At 61.0% G+C, this 25,276-nt stretch carries 18 protein-coding genes; 2 read left to right on the top strand and 16 right to left on the bottom strand.

The annotated features are described in order from the left end of the window. Positions 1 to 26 precede the first annotated feature (26 nt). From C4J83_RS01805 to hutC, 8 genes are all read right to left on the bottom strand, one after another. Entirely contained in the window at positions 27 to 1,550 is a 1,524-nt protein-coding gene (locus tag C4J83_RS01805) for an HAL/PAL/TAL family ammonia-lyase (RefSeq protein WP_124418826.1), read from the bottom strand. A 143-nt stretch (positions 1,551 to 1,693) separates the two neighbouring features. Next, the gene (locus C4J83_RS01800) at positions 1,694 to 2,518 is read right to left on the bottom strand and encodes a quaternary amine ABC transporter ATP-binding protein (RefSeq protein ID WP_106577492.1); all 825 of its coding nucleotides are present in this window, start codon (positions 2,516 to 2,518) and stop codon (positions 1,694 to 1,696) included. Then, positions 2,515 to 3,366 carry an ABC transporter permease gene (locus C4J83_RS01795; RefSeq protein WP_058411854.1) on the bottom strand — a complete coding sequence of 284 codons (852 nt, stop codon included), beginning with the start codon at positions 3,364 to 3,366 and terminating at the stop codon, positions 2,515 to 2,517. Before C4J83_RS01795 ends, C4J83_RS01800 begins: the two co-directional genes overlap by 4 nt. A gap of 72 nt (positions 3,367 to 3,438) precedes the next feature. Continuing rightward, positions 3,439 to 4,404 (bottom strand): ABC transporter substrate-binding protein, encoded by a 966-nt coding sequence (locus tag C4J83_RS01790; RefSeq protein WP_124416214.1) that lies wholly within the window; start codon positions 4,402 to 4,404, stop codon positions 3,439 to 3,441. 69 nt (positions 4,405 to 4,473) lie between these two features. Continuing rightward, positions 4,474 to 5,931 carry a purine-cytosine permease family protein gene (locus C4J83_RS01785; protein ID WP_124416213.1) on the bottom strand — a complete coding sequence of 486 codons (1,458 nt, stop codon included), beginning with the start codon at positions 5,929 to 5,931 and terminating at the stop codon, positions 4,474 to 4,476. 149 nt (positions 5,932 to 6,080) lie between these two features. Next, complete coding sequence (gene hutU / locus C4J83_RS01780) at positions 6,081 to 7,751, bottom strand: urocanate hydratase (protein ID WP_119738101.1); 1,671 nt, start codon at positions 7,749 to 7,751, stop codon at positions 6,081 to 6,083. A 404-nt stretch (positions 7,752 to 8,155) separates the two neighbouring features. Then, a complete protein-coding gene (locus tag C4J83_RS01775; protein ID WP_106577489.1) occupies positions 8,156 to 8,716 on the bottom strand; it encodes a HutD/Ves family protein in 561 nt (186 codons plus the stop codon). Continuing rightward, positions 8,713 to 9,423 carry a histidine utilization transcriptional repressor HutC gene (gene hutC / locus C4J83_RS01770; RefSeq protein ID WP_232000148.1) on the bottom strand — a complete coding sequence of 237 codons (711 nt, stop codon included), beginning with the start codon at positions 9,421 to 9,423 and terminating at the stop codon, positions 8,713 to 8,715. The genes C4J83_RS01775 and hutC overlap by 4 nt, the downstream gene beginning before the upstream one ends. Before the next feature lie 147 nt (positions 9,424 to 9,570). Here hutC and C4J83_RS01765 point away from each other — a divergent pair, with 147 nt between their 5' ends. Further along, positions 9,571 to 10,935, top strand: a complete 1,365-nt coding sequence (locus tag C4J83_RS01765; protein ID WP_124416212.1) for a formimidoylglutamate deiminase — start codon at positions 9,571 to 9,573, stop codon at positions 10,933 to 10,935. Between the two features lie 132 nt (positions 10,936 to 11,067). Here the strand turns inward: C4J83_RS01765 and C4J83_RS01760 are convergent, their stop codons facing one another. The 6 genes from C4J83_RS01760 to C4J83_RS01735 form a co-directional block, all read right to left on the bottom strand. Further along, on the bottom strand, positions 11,068 to 11,637 hold the full coding sequence (locus tag C4J83_RS01760) for a lipocalin family protein (RefSeq protein WP_124416211.1): 570 nt from the start codon (positions 11,635 to 11,637) through the stop codon (positions 11,068 to 11,070). Positions 11,638 to 11,667: 30 nt separating this feature from the next. After that, positions 11,668 to 11,922, bottom strand: a complete 255-nt coding sequence (locus C4J83_RS01755; protein WP_017849914.1) for a hypothetical protein — start codon at positions 11,920 to 11,922, stop codon at positions 11,668 to 11,670. A gap of 176 nt (positions 11,923 to 12,098) precedes the next feature. Continuing rightward, the gene (locus C4J83_RS01750) at positions 12,099 to 13,109 is read right to left on the bottom strand and encodes a class 1 fructose-bisphosphatase (protein ID WP_053253909.1); all 1,011 of its coding nucleotides are present in this window, start codon (positions 13,107 to 13,109) and stop codon (positions 12,099 to 12,101) included. Between the two features lie 96 nt (positions 13,110 to 13,205). After that, positions 13,206 to 14,549, bottom strand: coding sequence for a DUF3999 domain-containing protein (locus C4J83_RS01745; protein WP_124418825.1), 1,344 nt, complete (start codon positions 14,547 to 14,549; stop codon positions 13,206 to 13,208). Further along, entirely contained in the window at positions 14,549 to 18,073 is a 3,525-nt protein-coding gene (locus C4J83_RS01740) for a DUF2339 domain-containing protein (protein WP_124416210.1), read from the bottom strand. Before C4J83_RS01740 ends, C4J83_RS01745 begins: the two co-directional genes overlap by 1 nt. Positions 18,074 to 18,243: 170 nt before the next feature. Next, positions 18,244 to 20,694: a glycogen/starch/alpha-glucan phosphorylase gene (locus tag C4J83_RS01735; RefSeq protein WP_106577485.1), complete on the bottom strand. Its 2,451-nt coding sequence runs from the start codon at positions 20,692 to 20,694 to the stop codon at positions 18,244 to 18,246. A gap of 236 nt (positions 20,695 to 20,930) precedes the next feature. On the opposite strand from C4J83_RS01735, the gene C4J83_RS01730 reads away from it, so the two are divergent. After that, on the top strand, positions 20,931 to 21,365 hold the full coding sequence (locus C4J83_RS01730) for a YkgJ family cysteine cluster protein (RefSeq protein ID WP_017529542.1): 435 nt from the start codon (positions 20,931 to 20,933) through the stop codon (positions 21,363 to 21,365). A gap of 192 nt (positions 21,366 to 21,557) precedes the next feature. Here C4J83_RS01730 and typA read toward each other — a convergent pair whose 3' ends face one another. Together typA and thiI are read right to left on the bottom strand one after the other, a co-directional pair. Next, positions 21,558 to 23,378, bottom strand: coding sequence for a translational GTPase TypA (gene typA, locus C4J83_RS01725; RefSeq protein ID WP_003217997.1), 1,821 nt, complete (start codon positions 23,376 to 23,378; stop codon positions 21,558 to 21,560). A gap of 139 nt (positions 23,379 to 23,517) precedes the next feature. Continuing rightward, on the bottom strand, positions 23,518 to 24,972 hold the full coding sequence (thiI, locus tag C4J83_RS01720) for a tRNA uracil 4-sulfurtransferase ThiI (protein WP_124416209.1): 1,455 nt from the start codon (positions 24,970 to 24,972) through the stop codon (positions 23,518 to 23,520). Positions 24,973 to 25,276: the final 304 nt, after the last annotated feature.

Below are 25,276 nucleotides of genomic sequence, written 5' to 3'. Positions count from 1 at the left end.
TCTTCTGAATATTTGTGAATAAGTAATCAGTGCAAATGGGGTAATACGTGGTGCAGCAAAGCGGTGTCCTTGAGCAACGCGGCAGCGCTGGCGATGTCCGGCGCCAGCCAGCGGTCTTGCTCGTAAGGTGGGACTTTTTCACGTAGCAGGCGCAAGGCGCTGTCGGTGCCCGCGCCGAAACGCTGGTCCTTGAGAAACTCGAAGGCCTGGGCCGCCAGCAGGTACTCGATGGCGAGAATCTGGGTAACGTTGGCCAGTAACTGGTGCAGCTTGAGCGCGGCGTTGGTGCCCATGCTCAGGTGATCTTCCTGCAGGCCGGAGGTGACGAAATTGTCGAGCACCGCCGGTTGCGCCAGCTGGCGGTTCTGCCCGCACAGCGAGGCGGCGACGTATTGCACAATCATCATCCCGGAGTTGACCCCAGGGTTGCTGACCAGGAACGCCGGCAAGCCGCTGACGTGCGGGTTGATCAGGCGGTCCATGCGGCGCTCGGCCACCGAGCCGATTTCCGCCATGGCGATGGCGAGCATGTCGGCCGCCAAGGCCACGGACTGCCCGTGCGGGTTGGCCTGGGACACCACGCGGTAGGTGTCCGGCGTGCCGAGCACCAGCGGGTTGTCAGTGGCGCTGTTGAGTTCGGTCTCGATCTGGCGCGTGGCGTGTTCGACCTGGTCGCGCGCTGCGCCGTGAATGTGCGGGATCGAGCGGATGCTCAAAGCGTCCTGGGTGCGAATGCCTTGGCTGCTGGCGATCACTTCACTGCCGTCGAGCAAGGCGCGCAGGTTGATGCCGACTTGCTGCATGCCCGGGTGCGGCTTGAGGGCGATGATGGCTTCGTCGAACGCGTCGATCTGGCCGCGCTGGGCTTCGAAACTCATGGCGCCGATCACGTCGGCCCATTGCAGCAAATGATGTGCGTCGGCCAGGGCCAGGCAGCTCAGGCCGGTCATGCACGGCGTGCCATTGACCAGGCACAGGCCGTCTTTGGCGCCGAGTACCACCGGCTGCAAACCTTCTGCCTGTAATGCTTCTTGCGCTGTCACGATCTGACCGCGATAGCTCACCGTGCCGACACCGAGCAATGCCACGCCGACGTGGGCCATGTGAGTCAAGTAACCCACCGAACCCTGGGACGGCACCTGCGGCGTGATGCCGTGGTTGAGCAGCGCCAGCAGCGAATGCACCACCTGTGGGTGCAAGCCGGATTTGCCGTGGCTGTAGTTGATGATCGCCGCGCAAATAATCGCGCGGGTTTGCTCGTCACTCAGTACCGGGCCGACGCCGCAGGCGTGGCTCAGCAAGGTATTGCGCGACAGCTGGCTGAGTTGCTCGCCCTTGAGCGACACATTGCACAGCGCGCCCAGGCCGGTGTTCACGCCATAGGCGCGCTCGCCGCTGGTGACGATGCGCTGCACGATGGCCTGGGCATTGTCGATGCGCGCCCAGGCGTGGCCCGAGAGTTCGAGCTGCGCACCAAAGCGGGCGACGGCGACCACGTCCTGCCAGCGCAGGGGAGCGTCGGCGATGATGATTTTTGCTGCCTGGGACATCTTCATACCTTCTTCAATTCTTGTGCAGCCTTACCGGCCTCTTCGGGGGCAAGCCCCCTCCCACCTTTGAAGGTGTTCACAGTTGCACATGTGGGAGGGGGCTTGCCCCCGATAGGGCCCGCAGCCTCACCACACAATCCGGCTCAAACCACCGCAGCGCGGCGCTGAACAAACCGGTCCACATACTCATCCGCTGGCGAATGCAGAATCTCGCGCGGCGTGCCGACCTGGATCAGCTTGCCGTCCTTGAGGATCGCGATGCGGTTGCCGATGCGCACGGCTTCGTCGAGGTCGTGAGTGATGAACACGATGGTTTTGTGCAGGGTCTTTTGCAGCTCCAGCAACTGGTCCTGCATCTCGGCGCGGATCAACGGATCGAGGGCGCTGAAGGCTTCGTCCATCAGGATGATGTCGGTGTCGGCCGCCAAGGCGCGGGCCAGGCCCACACGCTGGCGCATGCCGCCGGACAGCTGGTGCGGGTATTTGTTTTCGTAGCCTTTGAGGCCCACGGTTTCGATCCAGTGCAGCGCGCGTTCGGCGCACACCTGCTTGGTTTCGCCACGCACTTTCAGGCCGTAGGCGACGTTGTCGAGCACGCTCTTGTGGGGCAGCAGGCCGAAGCTCTGGAACACCATGCTGATCTTGTGCCGACGGAATTGGCGCAGGGCTTCCATGTCCAGTTGCAGGATGTCTTCGCCGTCCACCAGGATCGCGCCGCTGGTAGGGTCGATCAGGCGGTTGAAGTGGCGCACCAGCGTGGATTTGCCGGAGCCCGACAGGCCCATGATCACGAAGATCTCGCCGGTGCCGATGCTCAGGGACAAGTCGTTGACGCCGACCACGCAACCGGTCTCGGCCAGTACCTGGTCCTTGGTCTTGCCTTGGCCAACCATGGCCAGGGCGTCCTTGGAACGGTTGCCGAAAATCTTGAAGACGTTTTTAACTTCAATTTTGCTGACAGTAGTCATTTGCTCGCCTCATGCCGTGGACGACCATAGGCCTGGGTAATGCGGTCGATGACCACTGCGAGAATCACAATCGCCAGCCCGGCTTCGAGGCCACGACCAACATTGAGGGTCTGGATGCCGACGAGCACGTCTTCACCCAAGCCACGCGCGCCGATCATCGAGGCGATGACCACCATCGACAACGCCATCATGGTGGTCTGGTTGATACCGGCCATGATGCTTGGCAGCGCCAGCGGCAGTTGCACGCCGAACAGCTGCTGCCAGCGGTTGGCGCCAAAGGCGTTGATGGCTTCCATGACTTCGCCGTCGACTTGGCGAATGCCCAGGTCGGTGAGGCGAATCAGCGGCGGCGCGGCGTAGATCACCGTGGCGAAAATCGCCGGCACCTTGCCCAGGCCGAACAGCATCAGCACCGGAATCAGGTACACGAAGCTCGGCATGGTTTGCATGATGTCCAGCAACGGCATCAGCACCGAGCGCAGGCGATTGCTGCGCGCCGACAAGATGCCCAGCGGAATGCCGATCAGCACCGAGATCACCGTGGCGACCATCATCAGCGCCAGGGTTTGCATCAGCTTGTCCCACAGGCCAACCGCGCCCACCAGGAACAGCAGGCCGACGATCACCGCGGTGGTCAGCACCTTGCGGGTAGCATGCCAGGCGATGCCGCCGACGATGGCCAGCATCAGCCACCAGGGCGCCGCGCGCAGCAACCCTTCCAGGTTGACGATGGCCCACAGCAGGGTGTCGGAGATGTGCCGGAACACATCGCCGTAGTTGGTGACCAGTGAGTCCACCCAACCGTTGACCCAGTCGGCGATGGAAAACGTAAAACTCTCAGGAAACATATCGTGCTCTCGATCCAGTGGGTTGTGGCCGGGTGTCCGACCAGCCCCTCAGGGTAGTCGGACACGCTTGACCTACAAGGCCGCGTCGATTTTCTTGGCTGCGTCGTCGCTCACCCATGCGTGCCAGACTTCAGGATGTTCCTTGAGGAAAATTTTCGCCAGTTTTGGCGACTCAATTCGCTCTTTGGCCATGCGGCCCAGGTTCTGGTTCAACAAGTCGATAGGCAGGTTGACCTTCTCCAGCACGGCCACCAGCTCTGGCGCTTGCTCGTGAAAGGTCTTGGACAAGCCGACCTTGATGCTCACGCTTTTATCCACACCAGGCTTTTCTTCCAGTTTGACCAGGTCGACCTGGCCCATCAGCGGCGTCGGCGACCAGTAGTAGAACAGGATCGGCTCGCCACGCTTGTAGCTCGACAGCACCGCCGCATCCAGCGCCGGGCCGGTGCCTGGGCGGAAGTTGGTGTAGGTGCTTTCCAGGCCGTAGCTTTTGAGCATTTCGCTGTTGTCCAGCTCACAGGTCCAGCCGGCCGGGCAGTTGTAGAAACGGCCTTTGGACGGTTCTTCCTGGTCCTTGAACACCGCGGCGTATTTGGCCAGGTCGGCGATGGTTTTCAGGTCCGGCGCCTTGGGTTCCAACTTGCGCTTGGCGTCGCCTTCAATCACGTAGCGCGGCACGTACCAACCTTCCACCGCGCCGACGACCGGCGCACCGACGCCAACGACTTTGCCGGCCTTCTCGGCCTTGTTCCAGACTTCGCTGCGGCCGACCCATTCTTCGGCAAACACTTGGATGTCGTTGCTGCTCAGGGCGTTTTCCATGGTGATGGAGTTACCCGGCAGGCTGTCGGTTTTGCAGTCGTAGCCTTTTTCCAGCACGGTTTGCAGGATGTCGGTGAGCAACATGCCGCTTTCCCAATTCAGGCCCGCAAACTTCACCGGTTTGCCGGATTCACACCAACCAGCCGCCTGGGCGCCGGCACTCGCCAGCACGCTTGCAGAGAACAACGTGGCCAGCAGGGTCTTATTCATCTTCATTGTTGTGACGCTCCCAATCTTGAAATGGATTACGGCAGTCAGTAGGCATCCTGCCCTGTCCACGTCCCATCAGGCCTGTGCAGCCAGCCCGTTTGTCGTTGGTATAGCGCCCTGCTCTACCGGCAGGATCAGTCGTTCAGGAATTGCGCTGTGCCACTTTTTCGCGGCCCAGTAATACAGCGCGGCGGGCACCACCAGGCCGATGATCCAGGAGATATCGGTGTCGCCAAGGCTGGCAACCAATGGGCCGGTGTAGAAATGCGTGGAGATGAACGGCATCTGGATCAGCACGCCCAGCACGTAGATGCTGATGCCCATCCAGTTCCAGCGGCCGTAGCGACCATTGGGGTTGGAGAGTGCCGGGATGTCGTAACGCTCTTTGGTGATGCAGTAGAAATCCACCAGGTTGATCGCGCTCCACGGCGTGAAAAACGCCAGCAGAAACAGGATGAACGCGGAGAAATCCTTGAGGAACGAGTCCTTGCCCAGCAGCGCCAGCGCGGCGGCAATCGACACCATCAGGAAGATGTACAGCAGGCGCACCGCACTCGAAATGTGCCGGCTGCCACGAAAGCCGCTGATGATCGTCGCGATGGACATAAAACTGCCGTAGGCATTAAGCGTGGTCACCGTGACCTTGCCGAAGGCGATGCTGAAATACAGCAGCGCCGCGACAATGCCGGTGCCGCCCAGGCCGACGATAAACGACACTTCGTGGTGGGCGAATTGCGCACCGGCCAGGGCCGCCGCGAACACACCGAACACCATCGACGCCTGCGCCCCGATCACCGAGCCCAGGCCAACCGCCCAGAAGGTTTTCGACGCCTGCGTGCTGCGTGGCAAGTAGCGGGAGTAGTCCGCCACATATGGGCCGAACGCAATCTGCCAGGACGCCGACAACGAAATCGCCAGCAGGAAACTGCTCAGCGAAAAATGCTTGTTGCCCAGCAGCGCACCGACATCGTTACCGGCGAGCAATTTGTAGAACAGGTAGATGAAGGCAACCACGCCAAGCACGCTGGCGACGCGACCAATACCGTGGATCACGCGGTAACCGAAGACGGTGAACACCATGATCAGCCCGGCGAACAGCACAATGCCGACCCAGTCTTCCACGTGCAGCAGCTGCGCCACCGCCTGCCCCGCCAGCAGCGAGCCGCTGGCCGAAAAACCGATGTACATCAGGCACACCAGCACCAGCGGGATCACCGCGCCATACACGCCAAACTGCACGCGGCTGGAAATCATCTGCGGCAAGCCCAGTTGCGGGCCTTGCGCCGCATGCAGCGCCATCACGCCGCCGCCCAGCAGTTGGCCGATCAACAGGCCGATCAACGACCAGAACACATCGCCGCCCAGCACCACGGCCAAGGCCCCGGTGACAATCGCAGTGATTTGCAGGTTGGCACCCAGCCACAGGGTGAACTGACTCAATAGACGACCGTGTCTTTCCGCTTCCGGGATGTAGTCGATCGAACGCCTTTCGATCAACGGGGTGGTGCTTGCACGTGCGTCATTTGCAGCCATGTGTGTTCAACCTCTGATGGATTGTTCTGTATGCGGATTGCTCTTCTGTGGGAGCTGGCTTGCCTGCGATGGCATCACCTCGGTTTTACTGAAAAACCGAGTCGTCTGCATCGCGGGCAAGCCCGGCTCCCACAGGACCGAGCCAGTCTTTACTTGATCATCGGCAGATTAAGGCCCTGCTCTTTGGCGCAGTCGATGGCGATCTGGTAACCGGCATCGGCGTGACGCATCACCCCGGTGGCCGGGTCGTTGTGCAGTACGCGAGCAATGCGCTCAGCCGCTTCGTCGGTGCCGTCGCAGACGATCACCATGCCCGAATGCTGCGAGAAGCCCATGCCCACGCCGCCGCCGTGGTGCAGCGAGACCCAGGTTGCGCCGCTGGCGGTGTTGAGCAAGGCGTTGAGCAGTGGCCAGTCGGACACGGCGTCGGAGCCGTCCTGCATGGCTTCGGTTTCGCGGTTCGGGCTGGCTACCGAGCCGGAGTCGAGGTGGTCACGGCCGATCACCACCGGCGCCGACAGCTCGCCGCTGCGCACCATTTCGTTGAACGCCAGGCCCAGCTTGGCGCGCTGGCCCAAGCCAACCCAGCAGATGCGTGCCGGCAGGCCCTGGAAGCTGATGCGCTCGCGCGCCATGTCCAGCCAGTTGTGCAGGTGGGCGTCGTCGGGGATCAGCTCTTTGACTTTGGCGTCGGTCTTGTAGATGTCTTGCGGGTCGCCGGACAGTGCAGCCCAACGGAACGGGCCGATGCCACGGCAGAACAGTGGGCGGATGTAGGCCGGTACGAAACCCGGGAAGGCGAAGGCATCTTCCACGCCTTCTTCCTGGGCCATCTGGCGAATGTTGTTGCCGTAGTCGAAGGTCGGGATGCCTTGCTTCTGGAACTCGAGCATGGCTCTGACGTGCACGGCCATCGACTGCTTGGCGGCCTTGATTACAGCAGCCGGTTCGGTCTTGGCGCGGGCGCGGTATTCGTCCCAGGTCCAGCCGGCCGGCAGGTAGCCGTTGAGCGGGTCGTGGGCGCTGGTCTGGTCGGTGACCATGTCCGGGCGCACGCCGCGCTTGACCAGTTCCGGCAGGATTTCCGCCGCGTTACCCAGCAGGGCGATGGAGATGGCCTTGCCTTCCTTGGTGTATTTGGCGATGCGCGCCAGGGCGTCGTCGAGGTCGGTGGCTTGCTCGTCGACATAGCGGCTGCTCAGGCGGAAGTCGATGCTGACCTGCTGGCACTCGATGTTCAGCGAGCAGGCGCCAGCCAGGGTTGCTGCCAATGGCTGCGCGCCGCCCATGCCGCCGAGGCCGGCGGTGAGAACCCAGCGGCCGGTCAGGTCGCTGTTGTAATGCTGACGACCGGCTTCGACGAAGGTTTCGTAGGTGCCTTGGACGATGCCCTGGCTGCCGATGTAGATCCAGCTGCCGGCGGTCATCTGGCCGTACATGGCCAGGCCCTTGGCATCCAGCTCGTTGAAGTGTTCCCAGCTGGCCCAGTGCGGCACCAGGTTGGAGTTGGCGATCAGCACGCGCGGGGCGTTGCTGTGGGTCTTGAACACGCCGACCGGCTTGCCGGATTGCACCAGCAGGGTCTCGTCGTCATTCAGGTTGGTGAGGCTTTCGACGATCTGGTCGTAGCACTCCCAGTTACGCGCTGCACGGCCGATACCGCCGTACACCACCAATTCTTTCGGGTTCTCGGCCACTTGCGGGTCGAGGTTGTTCATCAACATGCGCAGCGGCGCTTCAGTCAGCCAGCTTTTGGCGGTGAGCTTGTTACCGCGAGCGGCACGGATTTCGACGTCACGGTACTTTGTAGGCTTGGTCACAACAGACTCCTCGGCGATCGATGCGCGAACATTGATGGTGCGAAGGAGAGTCTTACGCACACATCTTTACTTGTACATACAAGCATATGCAATCGAGCGGCCAACTTTGCGCGTGAGCTGTTGAGATTTTTTTGGAAGGCGTGTGTAAGCCTTGAAAATTAAGGCTTGGAGGTTTGGTGAAATTTCTTACAGAGGCGTTTTTCAGCGAGGGAGATTGTTCATAACAACGCGGCATTGCGCCACGCTGGGGCATTCGGTAACAAATTGGTGCGGGACCTGGAAACACATGCTGTAAGCGCCACAGAAGCAAATGTGGGAGGGGGCTTGCCCCCGATTGCGGTGTATCAGCCAGCCCATCTGGTACTGATACACCCTAATCGGGGGCAAGCCCCCTCCCACATTTTTTAACCGCGTGCGGTCAGTTCGATGACGCAGCAGCGGCCACTGACCGAGAGGTCCAACAGGCCGGTGTTACCGTCCACCTGCAGACAATCGTGATGCCCCAGCTTCTGGTCCAGCACCTTCACTTCGTCTGCCACGCTGAACACCAGCACCGTCTGCGCCGTGGTGAAAAACCGCTGCACGCCATCAATCCACTGAAAGCGCGCCTGATAACGCTGCGGCGAATAAATCAGGTTGAAATCGCGGATCGGTCCGGTGATCAAGCGGCACGAAACCTCGCTTTCACCGCTGAACGCAAAGGGCTGCAGCGGCAACAAACCACGCTGCTCTTCGCCATCCACGGTCAGGACCATGCCTGCACCCTTGATCACAGTGATCACGCGCTGATAGCCGGCGAAGGTGGAAAACCCACCCGACTCGGCGATATCGGCAATCGACAGGCGCCAGCCAAAGCCATCCAGGCCGGTGCCTGCGTCACGGGTGATTTCTTCGGTGCTGCCGCCGCCGTTTTTCCACGGCATGCGGATGTAATCGGTGGCGCGCCAGACTTTTACTGCACTCATTTACTGAAACGTCCTTCCAGGCTATGACGGGAACCGGGGTGGATCAAACGCGCGGCGGTCACCGGCTGGCGCCCGGACCACGTACGCCGGCGAATCAGCAGGCACGGCTCGCTCGGCTCGATCTGCAGCAGCTTGCACTCCTCGGCATCGGCGAGGATCGCTTCAACCACGTGCTCGCCTTCGGTCAGCGGTGCAACCTGGTTGAGGTAGGCGTACGGCGTTTGCTGGGTGAAATCCTGCTGCAGGTAATCCGGCGCGACGAGGGCATTGACGAAACGGTCTTCGATTTGCACCGGAATGTCGTTTTCGAAGTGCACGATCAGCGAGTGGAACACCCGCCCGCCTTCGCGCATTTCTAGGGCGACGGCGCGCTCGGAGCCTGCGGCCTCTTCGCACAAATGGATGACCTGGCAGGTATGCCGGTGACCGCGGGAGGCGATCTCATCGGCAATGTTGTGCACTTCAAACAGCGCCGACTGGCTCTTGGGCTCGGCGACGAACGTGCCGACGCCTTGCATGCGCACCAGCAACCCTTCGGCGGTGAGTTCGCGCAGGGCGCGGTTGATGGTCATGCGGCTGAAACCCAGCTGGCTGACCAGCTCGCTCTCGGACGGCACGCGGTAATGCGGCGGCCAGTTGCCGTTGAGGATCTGCTGGCTGATCATCTGTTTGACGCGGGCATACAAGGGCGCCGGACTTTCGTCCATGTGGGCAGCCAGCGAAGACTTGGCAGGCGGAGTCGGCACAGGGAATCCTTGCAGGGGGAAAAGATGCATAGATTGCCGGAGTTTACCGAGCAGGCAAACGTCTGTATATGTATATACAAATAAACACACGACCGGGGTGCCTTGATCATGTCCGCTTTCTTTGCCGAACGCGCGCTGCTGCCTAATGGATGGGCCAACGATGTACGCTTTGATGTCAGCGCCGATGGCGTACTGACCCACGTTGAGCCCAACGCCACGGCAGACGGCGCCGAGCGGCTCAGAGGCCCGGTGTTGGCGGGCATGCCGAACCTGCATTCGCATGCATTCCAGCGCGCCATGGCGGGCCTGGCCGAAGTGGCCGGCAACCCTAATGACAGCTTCTGGACGTGGCGCGATCTGATGTACCGCATGGTCGGCAAGATCAACCCGGAGCAACTCCAGATCATCGCGCGCCAGCTGTATGTCGAGATGCTCAAGGCCGGTTACACCTCGGTGGCCGAATTTCACTACGTGCATCACGACGTCAGCGGCCAGCCCTATGCCGATCGCACGGAGCTGTCGCGGCAGATCAGCCAGGCAGCCGCCAGCAGCGGGATCGGCCTGACGCTGGTGCCGGTGCTTTACACCCATTCCGGGTTTGGTGGCCAGGCGCCGAACGAAGGCCAGCGCCGATTTATCAACAGCACCGAAAATTACCTGGACCTCCAAGCGCGCCTCAAGCCGATCCTCGCCGCGCAACCGGCGCAGCAGTTGGGCCTGTGCTTTCACTCCTTGCGCGCTGTCACGCCGCAACAAATCAATGACGTCCTGGCCGCCAGCGACAAGACGTGCCCGGTGCATATCCACATCGCCGAGCAGCAAAAAGAGGTCGATGACTGCCTGGCCTGGAGCGGCAAGCGTCCGTTGCAATGGCTGTATGACAATGTCGACGTCGATGAGCGCTGGTGCCTGGTGCACGCTACTCATGCTGATGCTGATGAAGTGGCGCGCATGGCCAAGAGCCGCGCGATTGCCGGTCTGTGCCTGACCACCGAAGCCAACCTGGGCGACGGGATTTTCCCCGCCGTCGATTTCCTCGCTCAAGGCGGGCGCATGGGCATTGGTTCCGACAGCCATGTGTCGTTGAGTGTGGTGGAAGAATTACGATGGCTGGAATACGGCCAGCGCCTGCGCGATCAACGGCGCAACCGCTTATACCGCAGTGACCAACCGATGGTCGGCCGCACGCTGTTTGATGCCGCGCTGGACGGCGGTGCCCAGGCGCTGGGCCAGCCGATTGGTCGATTGGAAGTGGGGAAACGCGCGGATTGGATTGTGCTGGACGGTGATGACCCGTACCTGGCCACGGCCAGCGAAGACGGCATTCTCAACCGCTGGCTGTTCGCCGGTGGTGACCGGCAAGTGCGTGATGTGCTGGTCAACGGCAAGTGGGTGGTGCGCGATGGCCGCCATGCCGGTGAAGAAGAAAGCAACCGGGCATTCACGCACGTGCTGAGAGATTTGCTGGGCTAACCAACAATGCAAAACCAATGTGGGAGCGGGCTTGCTCGCGAATGCGGTGTATCAGTCATTACCTCTGTCGACTGACACTGCGTATTCGCGAGCAAGCCCGCTCCCACATTTTTCATCGGCGCGGGTCCAGGTTTACTGCGAGGTCTTCGCCATCTGCCTGTCCGACGTACGCCAGATCAATCGCGTGGTGTCATACCCTTGCTGGCGCGCCCTGCTCAGCAGGTCTTCGCGAGTGTCGGCGCTCACCGTCGGCGTACGGGACAATATCCACATGTAACGCCGGCTTGGGCTGCCGACGATGGCGGTCTTGTAGTCGTCGCTGACATACAGCACCCAGTAATCGCCCTTGGCGACGCCCGGTAGCAGCGCCGTGAACCAGTTATTGAATTCCACCCAAAGCTTGTCGGTCTTGCCCGGCACTTGCGGCGTGGCCGTGCCCTTGGCTTCTTCCCACTTCCATTCAGGTGTCAGGCAGCGGTTGAACACCGACATGTCGCCATCGGGCAGCAACGTGTAGCGGGCTTCGGACTGCGCGCAGTTGCGCTGGAAGTACATGGGCAATCGGGCCAACTCATACCAGGTGCCCTGGTAACGCTTGAGGTTGACGTTGCTTGCTGTCTTGGGTTGCAGATCATCGCCAGAATGGCTGGCGCAGCCTGCCAAAAACAGGCTGGCACAAAGGCACAAAACAAAACGCATCATTCTTCTTCTCCCGCAGGCTCGCGCCCCGGTTTACTTCAGGCCTTGCCCGGAAAACATCAAAACTTTGTCACCGGCATATTGAACGCTGATAAAGCTGTTTTTATCGCCCCAGGTGCAACTGGACATGCCCAGTGCGCCAGAACAATCGGTCGGCTTGCCCAGCAGCGACTCCACCTCAGCCTTGGCCATGCCAGCCGACAACTTCGCGTAGTTTTCTTGGTTGACCTTGCTGCAAGCGGCCAATAGCACGCAAAAAGCCAGCAGGGCGAGACGGCGTAACGACATGGAAAAACTCCTGGAGGGACGAAGCAGCTTGGGTATCTGCCAGAAGCTTAGAAGGGAAAAGAGGTGTCTGGTTCCCGATGAGCAAAAACAAAAAAGCCCCGAAAACGCTGAAACGTTTCGGGGCTTTTTCAAGAGTGAACAGCCTCACAACATCGCGGATAAGTGATCGCCGCGTCTTACTTCTTGTGGTAACCGGTCACACGCTCAACTTCTTCTTTGGAACCCAGGAACACCGCCACGCGCTGGTGCAGGCCTTCGGGCTGGATGTCGAGGATGCGCTGGTGGCCGTCGGTGGACGCGCCGCCCGCTTGCTCAACCAGGAAGGACATCGGGTTGGCTTCGTACATCAAACGCAGCTTGCCCGGCTTGGACGGCTCGCGGCTGTCACGCGGGTACATGAACAAGCCACCACGGGTCAGGATACGGTGCACGTCAGCCACCATCGCGGCGACCCAGCGCATGTTGAAGTTCTTCTTCAACGGGCCTTCCTCACCTGCCATCAACTCGCCGACGTAGCGAGTCACCGGCTCTTCCCAGTGACGCTGGTTGGACATGTTGATCGCGAATTCCTGGGTAGAAGCAGGAATAGTGATGTCTTCGTGGGTCAGCACGAAGCTGCCCATTTCGCGGTCCAGGGTGAAGCCTTTGACGCCATCGCCCAGGGTCAGCACCAGCATGGTCTGTGGGCCGTAGATCGCGTAGCCGGCAGCCACTTGCTCGGTGCCTGGCTGCAGGAAGGCCTTTTCGTTCAGCGCTTCGTTCTGGCTCAGGTATTCGTTCGGGCAACGCAGTACCGAGAAGATGGTGCCGACCGGAGCGTTGATGTCGATGTTGGACGAACCGTCCAGTGGGTCGAACACCAGCAGGTAGGCGCCTTTCGGGTATTTGCCCGGGATCTGGTAGGCATTGTCCATTTCTTCGGACGCCATGCCGGCCAGGTGACCGCCCCATTCGTTGGCTTCGAGCAGGATCTCGTTGGAAATCACGTCGAGCTTCTTCTGCACTTCGCCTTGGACGTTTTCAGTGCCCATGCTGCCCAGAACACCACCCAGTGCGCCTTTGGACACGGCGTGGCTGATTTCCTTGCAAGCACGCGCCACCACTTCGATAAGGAAGCGCAGATCGGCAGGCGTGTTGTTGCTGCGGGTCTGCTCGATCAAATAGCGACTCAGGGTAACGCGGGACATGTAAGGCTCCGGAGAATGGGGGGCTTAAAAACCCGCGCAGTTTAACGCGAGTCGAGGGTTATTTCCTCTAATCAGAGGATTTAACGCCAATAGAGTTCACGGTTTGGCCGCAGGCGCACGCAACAAACTGTAGGCCATCGCCCCCAGCGCCGCCACACCCAACAGGAGCACGGCCCACAGGCCGAGTTTCTTCCAATCGGTGCCCACTTCGGGCGATGCGGCAACGGTGGCGCTTTTAACCACAGCGTCACCGGTGACCCTGGCCTGGCCCAGCGTCTTGAGGCGCTCGGCGCTGTAGTCGGGAATCAAGGTCGACAAGGGCAGGTTCGCCGCCTTGACCCCGCCATTGCCCAACGCCAGGGTAAACGGCGGCTCACCCCGCGCCAGAAACACCAACTGCGTGGCGCGCACGGCAAAACGCAGGGCTGGCGCCTCAACGCCCAGGCCACCGCCGCGCTCGTCCACCTGCAATTTAAGCTCGCCGACGGCCACTCCCGGCAGTTGCAACTCATCCTGCACCACATCCTGGCCATTCTGGGTCAAGCGGTACAACACACCAGTGCTCAGCGGCTGCCAGGCTTGATTGGCATCACGGCGGCCCGCCAAGGTGACGGGCGCCAGCGTGTTCGGCTGCTTCAGCTCGATGCGCAAACGCTCGACATGCAGCCCCGTCGGCAACTGCCAGCTGTACTCTCCTGCCTTGAGCCGCGCGCCCGACAAGGGCTGCGACCACACCAACGGCATCGGCAGGCTGCTGCTGGTGGCGCTCACCAGCTTGGCCGAGGTCAGCGTCGGCGCGACCTGGCCCTGCCACACCAGGCGCAGGTAACGCGCCGATTGCCCCGGCAAACTCACCTCATGTTGCTCGACACGCTCGTCGGCAAACGACAGACGTGCCACCTGGCCATCGCCCCACGACGCCCAGTGCTGCAAGTCGTCGCTGGCCTCAATGCTGAAACGCTGGAAACCGTCCTGTTCGCGGCTCCAGTCCAGGCTCAGTTGCTGCAACGGCGCCTTGATCGCACTGGCGTCCAGCACCCAACCGCGCAGCACTTGCTTGCCCGCCCTGGACGGGCGCACTTCGAGCAACGTGCCTTCGGCCGTGGATTTCATCACCACATCCGGCACGCTTTCGCGCGTGTCGGCGGCGTACAGCGGGAACCACTTCACGTCGGTCACAGTGCGGCTTTCGGTGCGTTGCGCAGATTGGCGTGACAGCGCATAGGCCTGAGGTTCACCGGCGGCGTTGAACACGCGCACATCGCCGAGATCCGCCTGGCGCGCGCTCAGTTGCACAGACAGCGGCAACTCCAGGCGATACCAAGGGCCGTTGCCACTCACCGCCAGCGGCACTTGCGTGGTGAAGTCGGCAGGCGTTTCCTGCGCCCACACCGACGACGTCATACACACGCCCACCGCGATCACGCTCAACTTACCGATCAAGAGGATGCTCCTTCAGTTTCCAACACAGGTTCGGCACGCTTGGGCGGCAGCGGCGCAAAGTAACCCACCACCAGCAGCAACCCACCCACGCCGATAAACGACACGATCCGCGCCAGCCCGCCGCGGTTGCTCAGCTCGACGAAGAACAGCTTGGCGACCACCACCGCAATCAGCGCCGCACCGATCAACCACACTTCGCGACGATGGCGCAGATGGCCGCCGATCATCAGCCCGAGGGCGATGAGGGTCCAGACAATCGACAGGCCGGCCTGAACCAGCATCGACTCCAGCAACGCCTCCGGATGGAACGGCACGCCTGCCCAATGGTGGGCAGCGCGCATCACCAGGGCCGTGAAAAAGGCAAACAGCGAAACACCCGCAACACCTTGGGCGATCAGCTCGGCACGTAGACCGCGCTGCGGCGCGATGCTGCGCGACCACAGGTAAATACCCAGCAACGCGAACAACAGGCCCAGGTCGAGGGGGCTGAGCAGCGGCACATATGGCAGCGGTTTGGCCGTGCCATCGCTGAAGATATTGGCCAACCAGAACCAGCCGAGCATCAACACCGCCAGCGGCAGCGCGGCGAGCACACGGTATTCACGTGGATACGCCGACACCGGCCATGGCCAGCGGCGTGGCGCAGCCGCCAACACCAGGTACAGACTTGGCAGGATCGCCCAACCCAGCCAGCGCCAAGCGTTGTACTCGCTCGACAGCAGCAACAGGCCGTAACGCAGCTCGAGCGCCAGCACGCCGATCAGCATCCAGCAGCCGAGTACGTGAGCGATGCTCAGCACGTTGCTCGGCACGTTGCTCGGCACCACCGCCGCCAAACGCCGTAGCGAAATGAAATGCACCACAAACACTGCCAACCATGCCAGCCAGCCGTACTGCGCCGCCGGGTGGTAATAATCATCGGCTGAGGCCAGCAACACCACGCCCGCCGCCGGCATCAGCAACGCGCATAACATGCCCAGCGACGCCCAGCGCAAACGTTCGGCCAGCAGCGCCCAGATCGCCACGCTCACCGCCGCGATGCCGAGCAAATAGGCGCCTTGCTGCGCCTGCGCGATAAACCGCAACACTTCACCGATCAGCGCCAGCGTCCACCAGGCCGCGCCCCACACCAGCAGCAGGTCAGACAGGCGTTGCAGTTTCAACACGGCAAACACCGGCGCATGCGGCTCACGCTGCAAGCGCCAGGCGCCGACCAAGGCAGCCAGGCCCAACACCATTGGCGTCCAGAAACCGCTGTGCGCCAAGGGGCGCAAGCCTTCGCTGCTCAACGGCCCGAGCAGCTGTGGCACCGCCAACAGGAACGAGGCGCCGCCGATCAGTTGCAGCAGTAACCCAAACACGAAGCTCACACGCTGTTGCAGGTACAGGCTCAGCCAGATGATCAGCAAACCGCTGGCCGCCCACACGCCGCTGGCGCTTTGCCACGGCAGTACAAACAGTACCGCGAGGTTGATCAGTACCAGACCGGCGAGCAGCACCACTGACAGACCGCGCAGCAGGCCGACGTCGCTGCGCACTGTGTCGTCGCGCACGGCCAGCAGCATGCCGCCAACCAACGCCAAACCGATCAGCGAGGCGGTCAACAAACCGCTCCAGCCCGCACTGAATACCGCCGTCCCGTCGCCGCCCTGCAGGCGCAGGAGGAACAACGCCCCGCCGAGCAACTGCACGCCAAACGCAGTGAACAGGAAGGTGCGCGAGCCGATGCGCAGGCCGACAAACAACGTCACAAGACCCGCGATTGCCCAACTGATGGCGGTGCCTTGGGTCAGCAGCAGCAACGGTGCAAGCAGGTACAAAAAGCTCAGGCCCAGGCTCGCCAGCACGGGCAGGCCTTTGCGCTCCCAGTCCGCCGCCTGCTCGGTTGACGCCCTGCGCAACTGATCGAAGCTGAACAACAGCGCAGCCCCCAGCAACAGCGCGCCCAGCGGTGCACCATCAAGCAAGGCCAGTTCGCCTACGCGCAGTTCGCTGAGGAAGGTCAGCGCCGAACCCAATTGCAACAACAGGCCAAATGCACGGGCCAGCGGCCGCTGCTGACGCAAGCCGAGCCAGAAGATCCCGGCGCCCTCCACCGCCCAGGCCGCGGCCGTCCAGCGTGCGTCGAGGCCCAGCGGAATCGCCAAACTGGCAAAGATCACGCCCAACGCCAGGCAGGTTTCCGCCAGCAACAAAGCCCGCCCGCCACGCAGCCCTTGCGCCAGCCCCATGTACAGGATGCCAAGGCCCAGCGCACTGAATGCGGCGGCAAATTCCAGGTGCTGCACCAGCGCGAACTGCAAACCAAAGCCCACCAACGGCGGGCCGAACAGCATGCTGCCATCGACATAATCACCCTTGGTCGCCGACCAGCGCAGCAGCGCACCCCGACTGTCGTCTTCGGGTGCGTCGCTCATCTCAAGCAATGTGCGCCGGGCGAACAACAGGCCGATGGCCAGGTACATCAGGAAAAACACGATCAGGAACGGCTCGGTGCTCCACAGCAGTTCCGGTGTGTAGGAACGCATGCCCCAAGCGAAACCGATGCCGAAGGTGCCGACAAAACCGATCAGGTTAAGCAAGCGCCAGGCCTTGAACCAGGCGATGGCGAGGATGCCCGCGTTCAGCAATGCGAAGTAGCTGAACAACGCCACGTGATTGCCGGCGCCGGTTGACGTGAGAATCGGCGCGGCAAAACCACCCAACGCCGCCGCGCAAGCCAGGCCGAGGGCATCCTGGGTGATCGCCAGGATCGCGGAGAACACCGTGACCGCCACCAGCAGGCCCAGCGCGGCGCCCGGATCGATCAACGGGTGCAAGCGCATCGCGGCGAACACCGTCAGGTACAACACGGCAATGCCGGTGCCTTGCAGCATCAGGCCGTAATTGCTGTTACGCAGCCGCAACCACCAACCCAAGCCCAACAGGCCGATGGCGGCAGCGGCAACCCCGGCGTAACGCAACTCGATCGGCACCACCACGCCTTCGGTGGCATAGCGCAGCAAAAAGGCCAGGCCCAGGAACAACAGCACCACGCCGACGCGCAGCACGGTGTTACCGCCAAACAGCCAATTGCGTGCGCCACTGATGGCGCGCTCGATCAGGTTGGGGCCGCGGGGCGCGGCAGGCGCTTTGGGAGTTGGCGCTGCGACCCAGGCGTCATCGGGCAGCGGCTGACTGGCTTGGGCGGCCACAGCCACAGGCGCCAGTTCGGCGGGTAGCTCCCAGACAAGTTCGGGCTTTGCAACGACAGGAGGGGGTTCAGGCACGGAGGGTTCGACAATCACGCTGTTTGTCGGCGCGGGCACCTCCAGTTGCCGCAGGCGCTCACCCAGCGCAATCAGCGCCTTCTGCGTGGTTTCCAACTGACGGGCCTGCTGGTCCGCCTGCGCCGACAGCTTCGCCAGGCGAATGGCCTGGCCAATGCCCAAGCCCAGCAGCGCACCGATACCCGCATCACTGAACGACTCATCGAGTGTCCAGCCGAGCACCAGGCCAATCAGCATGAAAATCCATTGCATGGTCGATATCCCTAAGCAGCCCGAGGCGGGCAAACCGGGGCCTAGTATATCGACGCGGGGTGAATGTGGGAGGGGGCTTGCCCCCGATAGCGGTGTGCCAGTCGACATATCTGCAAACTGGCATTCCGCTGTCGGGGGCAAGCCCCCTCTCACATTTAGTATTGCGGTGATTAGTCGAGCGCTTTCCAGATTTCGGTCGCGTACTCCCTGATGGTGCGGTCCGAGGAGAACCAGCCCATGCGCGCCGTGTTCAGCACCGCCGAGCGCCACCATGCCTTGGAGTCATGCCAATGCGCCTCGACCCGCGCCTGAGCGTCCCAGTAGGAGTCGAAGTCGGCACACACCAGGAAGCGGTCGTAGTCGATCAGCCCGTCGATCAGGCCCACATAGCGGCCGGGATCATCCGGCGAGAACACCCCGCCCCGAATCGCTTGCAACACGTCGTTGAGACGATGGGAGGCAGCAATTTCCGGCCCGGCGTTGAATTCGCCTGCGTGCTTGCGGGCTTCAACCTGCTGAGCACTGAGGCCAAAAATGAACATGTGATCGGCGCCCACGCGCTCGTGCATTTCCACGTTGGCGCCGTCCATGGTGCCGATGGTCAGCGCGCCGTTGAGGCCGAACTTCATGTTGCTGGTGCCCGAGGCTTCAAAGCCGGCCGTGGATATCTGCTCGGACAAATCCGCCGCCGGAATAATGCTTTCCGCCAGGCTGACGTTGTAGTTGGGCAGGAACACCACCTTGAGCAAACCGCGCACGGTCGGGTCGTTGTTCACGGTGCGGGCGATGTCGTTGGTCAACTTGATGATCAACTTGGCCTGGTGATAACTCGCTGCTGCCTTGCCGGCGAAGATCTTCACCCGTGGCACCCAGTCGGTGCCAGGCTCGGCGCGGATCGCCTGGTACAGCGCCACGGTGTGCAGCAGGTTGAGCAGTTGGCGTTTGTACTCGTGGATGCGCTTGACCTGCACGTCGAACATCGCCGCCGGGTTGACTGAAATACCCAGGCGCTCGTGGATGATCTCGGCCAGTGCACGTTTGCTGTGCAGGCGCTGGTCGGCGAAGGCTTTGCGGAAGGATTGCTTCTCGGCGAAGGTTTCCAGCTCCGTCAGGCGGGTTTCCATGGTGTCGAGAATATCCGGGCCCAGCGCCTCCACCAGCATCTCGGTGAGCTTGGGGTTGGCCTGGTACAGCCAGCGGCGGAAGGTGATGCCGTTGGTTTTGTTGTTGATGCGCTCCGGGTACAGCTTGTGCAGCTCGGAGAACACTGTGCTGCGCATCAGTTGGGTATGCAGGCCAGACACGCCGTTGACGCTATGCGAGCCGAGGAACGCCAGGTTACCCATACGCACGCGGCGGCCGTTGTCTTCTTCGATCAGCGACACGGCGCGCAGCACGTCGAAGTCGTGAATGCCTTTGGCCCGCAGCGAGTCGATGTGCTGGGCGTTGATCAAGTAGATGATTTGCATGTGCCGCGGCAGCATGCGTTCCATCAAGCCTACGGGCCAGGTCTCCAGGGCTTCGGGCAGCAGGGTGTGGTTGGTGTAGGAAAGGGTTTCAACCGTCACGTCCCACGCCGCTTCCCACGGAATGTCATGCAGGTCGACCAGTTGGCGCATCAGCTCGGCGACGGCAATCGAGGGGTGAGTGTCGTTGAGCTGGATGGCGGCGTGCTCGCCCAGGCTCAATACCGAGCCGTGCATGTTCTTGTGGCGACGCAGCAAATCTTGCAGCGAGGCGGAGACGAAGAAGTATTCCTGGCGCAGGCGCAGTTCCTGCCCTGCTTCGGTGCTGTCGGCCGGGTAAAGCACACGGGAGATGCTTTCGGCGCGGGCGACTTCGGCGACGGCGCCCAGGTGGTCACCGGCGTTGAAACGCTCCAGGTGCAAGTCTTCCACGGCCCGTGCACGCCACAGGCGCAGGGTGTTGACGCTGGCGCCGCGCCAGCCGACGACGGGGGTGTCATAAGCCACCGCGCGCACGGTTTCATTCGGCGACCACACCTGGATCATCTTGCCGGAAGCGTCCGCCAGGGTTTCGACGCTGCCGCCAAAACCGATGGGGTAAATCACCTCGGCCCGTTCGAATTCCCACGGGTTGCCAAAGTCCAGCCAGCGCTCGGTCTGTTCCTGTTGCCAGCCATCGACGATCGCCTGGCGGAACAAACCGTGCTCGTAACGAATGCCATAACCGTGGCCGGCAATGCCCAAGGTCGACATGCTTTCCATAAAGCATGCGGCCAGGCGGCCCAGGCCACCGTTGCCAAGCGCCGCGTCGGGCTCCAGCAGGCGGATGCGCTCCAGGTCCACACCGAGTTCGGACAGCGCTTCGCGCGCGATCTCCAGCACGCCGAGGTTGCTCAGGCTGTCGTAGAGCAAACGGCCGATAAGAAATTCCAGCGAAAGGTAATAAACCCGCTTCTGGCCTTTGCGGTAAATACGCCGCGTGTGGTCCATCCAGTGATCGACCATCTGGTCGCGGGCGGCCAGCGCAATGGCTTCAAACCAGTCGTGGTCGAAAGCGTGGTCGGGGTCCTTGCCCACCGCGTAGGTGAGTTTGGTCAAGACAGCATCGCGGAATGCGGCTACCTCTGCTTCTCGTGCAAGCGGTTCCTGAGACATCGGTGCGACCTCGGGCGAGATTGAAGGAGTTGCTAGAGCCTAGTCGGTCTGACAGACGGTAGACGCTCTGGTTCGGCAGTTTTTTAACTCATTCACCGTTGCGCAAAATTGATGCAGGGGTCGTGCCCAATCGGTGCGTGAGTCGCCTTCGGGCTGAAAACCGCAAAATATTGTTCAAAAAACCATCAATCCCGGTATTATCGCGCGCCCGGATATAGCCCCACCTTGGAACCCTGATGAAGCCTCAACTGATCGCCGCCGCGGAACTCGACCGTCTCGAGACCTGGCAGAAATATTCCGCCCACATGTGCGGTGGCTGCGTGTCCAGCTGCTGCACGCTGCCGGTTGAGGTGAAGATCAAGGACCTGATCCGCATTGGCATCGTCGATGAGTTCGAGCGCGGCGACCCGCCCAAGAACATCGCCAAGCGCTTGCAGAAAGAAGGCATCGTCGAGCGCTTCAATTCCAAATCCGAGATTTTTACCCTGCAGCGCATGAGCAATAACGATTGCCTGTACCTGGATCGTAAGACGCGCTTCTGCACTATTTATGACAAGCGCCCGGATACGTGCCGCAACCACCCGAAAATCGGGCCGCGGCCGGGGTATTGCGCGTACAAGCCCAAGGAAGTGGTGCGCGAGACGAAATTCAAGACGCTCGATAAGTTCTGATTCGATTTTTGTGGGGCTATTGACGGCCCTATCGGGGGCAAGCCCCCTCCCACCTTTGATCTGTGAGCACATTCAAGTGTGGGAGGGGGCTTGCCCCCGATGAGGCCGGTATATTCACCACAAATTCTGCAGGCACAAAAAAACGCCCCCGGCCTTTCAACCGGGGGCGTTTTTCATTCAGCCTGAGTTAACTCAGTTCTTGGCTTTCTTGGCAGCGCGGGTACGCTCGCCTTCGTCCAGGATCTTCTTACGCAGGCGGATCGACTTAGGCGTGACTTCGCACAGCTCGTCGTCCTGGATGAATTCCAGGGCCTGTTCCAGGGTGAAGCGAACAGGTGGAACCAGAGCGATGGTTTCGTCTTTACCCGAAGCACGCATGTTGTCGAGCTTCTTGCCTTTGGTTGGGTTGACGCCCATGTCGTTGTCACGGCTGTTCAGACCAACGATCTGACCGTTGTAGATCTCTTGACCGTGTTCAACGAACAGCTTGCCACGCGCCTGCAGAGTTTCCAGGGAGTAGGTCAGTGCCTTACCGGTTTCTACCGATACCAGAACACCGTTCTGACGGCCGGACATGTCGCCGGACTTCATGGTGTCGTAGCGATCGAAGATCGAGGTCAGGATGCCAGCACCGTTGGTCAGGGTCAGGAACTGGTTACGGAAACCGATCAGACCACGAGCAGGGATGTTGTATTCCAGACGCACACGGCCTTTGCCATCCGGCACCATGTTGGTCAGGTCGCCCTTACGCAGGCCCATCTCTTCCATGACCTTGCCCTGGGATTCTTCAGGGGTGTCGATGGTGACGTTTTCAAACGGTTCCTGCTTCACGCCGTCAACCTGACGGATGATCACTTCTGGACGACCAACGCCCATTTCGAAGCCTTCGCGACGCATGGTTTCGATCAGTACCGAGAGGTGCAGCTCACCACGGCCGGAAACCTTGAACTTGTCAGCCGAGTCGCCTTCTTCAACGCGCAGAGCAACGTTGTACAGCAGCTCTTTGTCCAGACGTTCCTTGATGTTACGGGAAGTCACGAACTTGCCTTCTTTACCGCAGAAAGGCGAGTCGTTTACCTGGAAGGTCATGGAAACGGTTGGCTCGTCAACGGTCAGAGGCTTCATCGCCTCGACGTTGTCCGGCTGGCACAGGGTGTCGGAGATGAACAGCGAGTCCATACCGCTCACGCACACGATGTCACCGGCAAACGCTTCTTCAACGTCGATACGGTGCAGACCGTGGTGACCCATCAGCTTCAGGATACGGCCGTTGCGTTTCTTGCCGTCGGCGCCGATGGCGACAACCGGAGTGTTCGGCTTGACGCTACCACGAGCGATACGGCCAACACCGATAACACCCAGGAAGCTGTTGTAGTCCAGTGCCGAGATTTGCATCTGGAACGGGCCTTCACGGTCAACTTTTGGCGCCGGTACGTTGTCGACGATCGACTGGTACAGCGGGGTCATGTCTTCAGCCATGTCGGTGTGTTCCAGACCGGCAATGCCGTTCAGGGCCGAGGCGTAGACGACTTTGAAGTCCAGCTGTTCTTCGGTAGCACCCAGGTTGTCGAACAGGTCGAAGATCTGGTCCAGAACCCAGTCCGGACGCGCGCCTGGACGGTCAACCTTGTTGATGCACACGATCGGACGCAGGCCGGCTTCGAACGCCTTCTTGGTCACGAAACGGGTTTGCGGCATAGGGCCGTCTTGAGCGTCGACCAGCAGCAGAACGGAGTCAACCATCGACATTACACGTTCAACTTCGCCGCCGAAGTCGGCGTGGCCCGGGGTGTCCACGATGTTGATGTGGTAGCCGTTCCAGTTGATAGCGGTGTTTTTAGCCAGGATGGTAATACCGCGCTCTTTTTCCTGGTCGTTGGAGTCCATCACGCGCTCGTCGTTGAGCTCGTTGCGCTCCAGGGTGCCGGATTGACGCAGGAGTTTGTCTACCAGGGTGGTTTTACCATGGTCAACGTGAGCAATGATGGCGATGTTACGTAGATTTTCGATCACTTGTGTATCTCGATCAGAGGATTCGGTGTGCTGACAGGTCGTGGCAGCGATTAACAGTAGAGTCAGGCCTTGCCGTTACAGCTTGACGGCAGAGTCGGGGGGCCGGTGACGCAGGCCACAGGCAAACAGCCCCGGGCTCTTAGCTCGGTCGATAAACGCGCACATTGGCATGCCCCTCACTGAGCAAATGGTGGGCATGCAGGCGACTCATCACGCCTTTGTCGCAATACAGCAGGTACTGACGGCTGTTATCCAGTTCCTTGAAACGCGCGTTCAATGCGTAGAACGGCAGCGTTTGCACGTCGATGCCAGCGATTTCCAGCGGCTCATCTTCGGCAGCATCCGGGTGACGGATATCGACGACAATCTGGCCGGCCAGGACTTCGCTGACTTCTTCGATTTGCACATCCTGGCCCAGTTCGTCGATTACGCGATCGATCGGGACCATTTTGGCGTTCTCGAGCGCACGCTCCAGAATCGCCATGTCGAACTGTTGTTCTTCGTACTCCACGCGGTTGCGCTTGGCGTGGGTCTTGGGGTTCACCGAGATGACCCCGCAATATTCAGGCATGTGCTTGGCAAACGCTGCCGTGCCGATTTCTTCGGCCTGGTCGATGATGTCCTGCTTGTGACTGGCAATCAGCGGGCGCAGCACCAGCTTCTCGGTCACGCAGTCGATCAGCGACAGGTTCGGCAGCGTCTGGCTGGAGACCTGGGAAATCGCTTCACCGGTCACCAGCGCGTCGATCTGCAACTGATCGGCAATCCGCGACGCAGCGCGCAACATCATACGCTTCAATACTACGCCCATATGACTGTTATCGACTTTGCCGAGAATTTCGCCCAGCACTTCCTCAAACGGCACGCTTACGAATAGCACGCGCTGGGAGCTGCCGTACTTCTTCCAGATAAAGTGCGCGACTTCCATCACGCCCAATTCGTGTGCACGCCCGCCCAGATTAAAGAAGCAGAAGTGGCTCATCAGGCCGCGGCGCATGATCTGGTAGGCCGCCACCGTGGAATCGAAACCGCCGGACATCAATACCAGGGTCTGTTCCAGGGCACCCAGCGGGTAGCCGCCGATGCTGTTGTGCTGGCTGTGGATCACAAACAACCGTTGGTCGCGAATTTCCATGCGCACTTCAATTTGCGGCGCTTTCAGGGAAATTCCGGCAGCGCCGCACTCGCGACGCAGCTTGCTGCCGACGTATTTCTCGACGTCCATGGAGCTGAAGGTGTGCTTGCCGGCGCGCTTGCAGCGCACCGAAAAAATCTTGCCCTCAAGCTCGCTACCGTAGTGCTGCTTGCACTTTTCGGTGATGTCGTCGAAGTCGCCCAGCGGGTACTCATCCACCTGCAGGAAATGCGCGATGCCCGGCATGCAGCTCAGGCGCTCAGTCATGTCCTTCAAGGCTTTGCCGTCGGTGACACGGGTTTCCAGCTCGAGGTTGTCCCACACGCCGTTCACCACCACAGCCGGGTCCAGGTCACGGAGCACGGCACGGATGTTCTTGGCCAACTGACGGATGAAACGCGTCCGTACCGGTCGGCTTTTGATGGTGATCTCGGGGAACACTTTAACGATTAATTTCATGGAAACAGCGCGCGCCGGGCCTGCTGAAAAAGGGGGGCGCGGATTATAGCGGAAATCGCTCAAGGTTTAACCAGTTAATATGCATCAGACACAACGCGCACCAAAACGGGTCATTTGCGCAAATTAACGCTACATTGCAGTGCGTTATTTATTCCGCTTCAGCGGATTGCACCTTTATAGGGGCCATTTTGAGGCAAAAAGGCCATGTTGGCGCACTGGCATGCAATTTGCTCTCTTGTGAGGCAGGTTGCCTTGGTCGAGTATTCGCGCCGGCATCACCCACATTCTAAGGGCTAACTCCACT

The organism is Pseudomonas sp. LBUM920, from assembly GCF_003852315.1.
In the GTDB taxonomy this organism is placed as follows: domain Bacteria; phylum Pseudomonadota; class Gammaproteobacteria; order Pseudomonadales; family Pseudomonadaceae; genus Aquipseudomonas.
Note: the sequence above shows the minus strand (reverse complement) of the source record. Positions and strands in the feature narration are given on the sequence as shown.

Excerpts from the sequence above, each read along its gene's own strand:
- C4J83_RS01755 (WP_017849914.1), bottom strand. The coding sequence starts at position 11,922 with ATGTCGTTACGCCGTCTCGCCCTGCTGGCTTTTTGCGTGCTATTGGCC.
- C4J83_RS01800 (WP_106577492.1), bottom strand. The coding sequence starts at position 2,518 with ATGACTACTGTCAGCAAAATTGAAGTTAAAAACGTCTTCAAGATTTTC.
- C4J83_RS01750 (WP_053253909.1), bottom strand. The coding sequence starts at position 13,109 with ATGTCCCGCGTTACCCTGAGTCGCTATTTGATCGAGCAGACCCGCAGC.
- C4J83_RS01760 (WP_124416211.1), bottom strand. The coding sequence starts at position 11,637 with ATGATGCGTTTTGTTTTGTGCCTTTGTGCCAGCCTGTTTTTGGCAGGC.
- C4J83_RS01765 (WP_124416212.1), top strand. The coding sequence starts at position 9,571 with ATGTCCGCTTTCTTTGCCGAACGCGCGCTGCTGCCTAATGGATGGGCC.
- C4J83_RS01790 (WP_124416214.1), bottom strand. The coding sequence starts at position 4,404 with ATGAAGATGAATAAGACCCTGCTGGCCACGTTGTTCTCTGCAAGCGTG.
- hutC (WP_232000148.1), bottom strand. The coding sequence starts at position 9,423 with ATGGACGAAAGTCCGGCGCCCTTGTATGCCCGCGTCAAACAGATGATC.
- C4J83_RS01775 (WP_106577489.1), bottom strand. The coding sequence starts at position 8,716 with ATGAGTGCAGTAAAAGTCTGGCGCGCCACCGATTACATCCGCATGCCG.
- C4J83_RS01730 (WP_017529542.1), top strand. The coding sequence starts at position 20,931 with ATGAAGCCTCAACTGATCGCCGCCGCGGAACTCGACCGTCTCGAGACC.
- C4J83_RS01735 (WP_106577485.1), bottom strand. The coding sequence starts at position 20,694 with ATGTCTCAGGAACCGCTTGCACGAGAAGCAGAGGTAGCCGCATTCCGC.
- C4J83_RS01785 (WP_124416213.1), bottom strand. The coding sequence starts at position 5,931 with ATGGCTGCAAATGACGCACGTGCAAGCACCACCCCGTTGATCGAAAGG.
- thiI (WP_124416209.1), bottom strand. The coding sequence starts at position 24,972 with ATGAAATTAATCGTTAAAGTGTTCCCCGAGATCACCATCAAAAGCCGA.
- C4J83_RS01805 (WP_124418826.1), bottom strand. The coding sequence starts at position 1,550 with ATGTCCCAGGCAGCAAAAATCATCATCGCCGACGCTCCCCTGCGCTGG.
- C4J83_RS01795 (WP_058411854.1), bottom strand. The coding sequence starts at position 3,366 with ATGTTTCCTGAGAGTTTTACGTTTTCCATCGCCGACTGGGTCAACGGT.
- C4J83_RS01740 (WP_124416210.1), bottom strand. The coding sequence starts at position 18,073 with ATGCAATGGATTTTCATGCTGATTGGCCTGGTGCTCGGCTGGACACTC.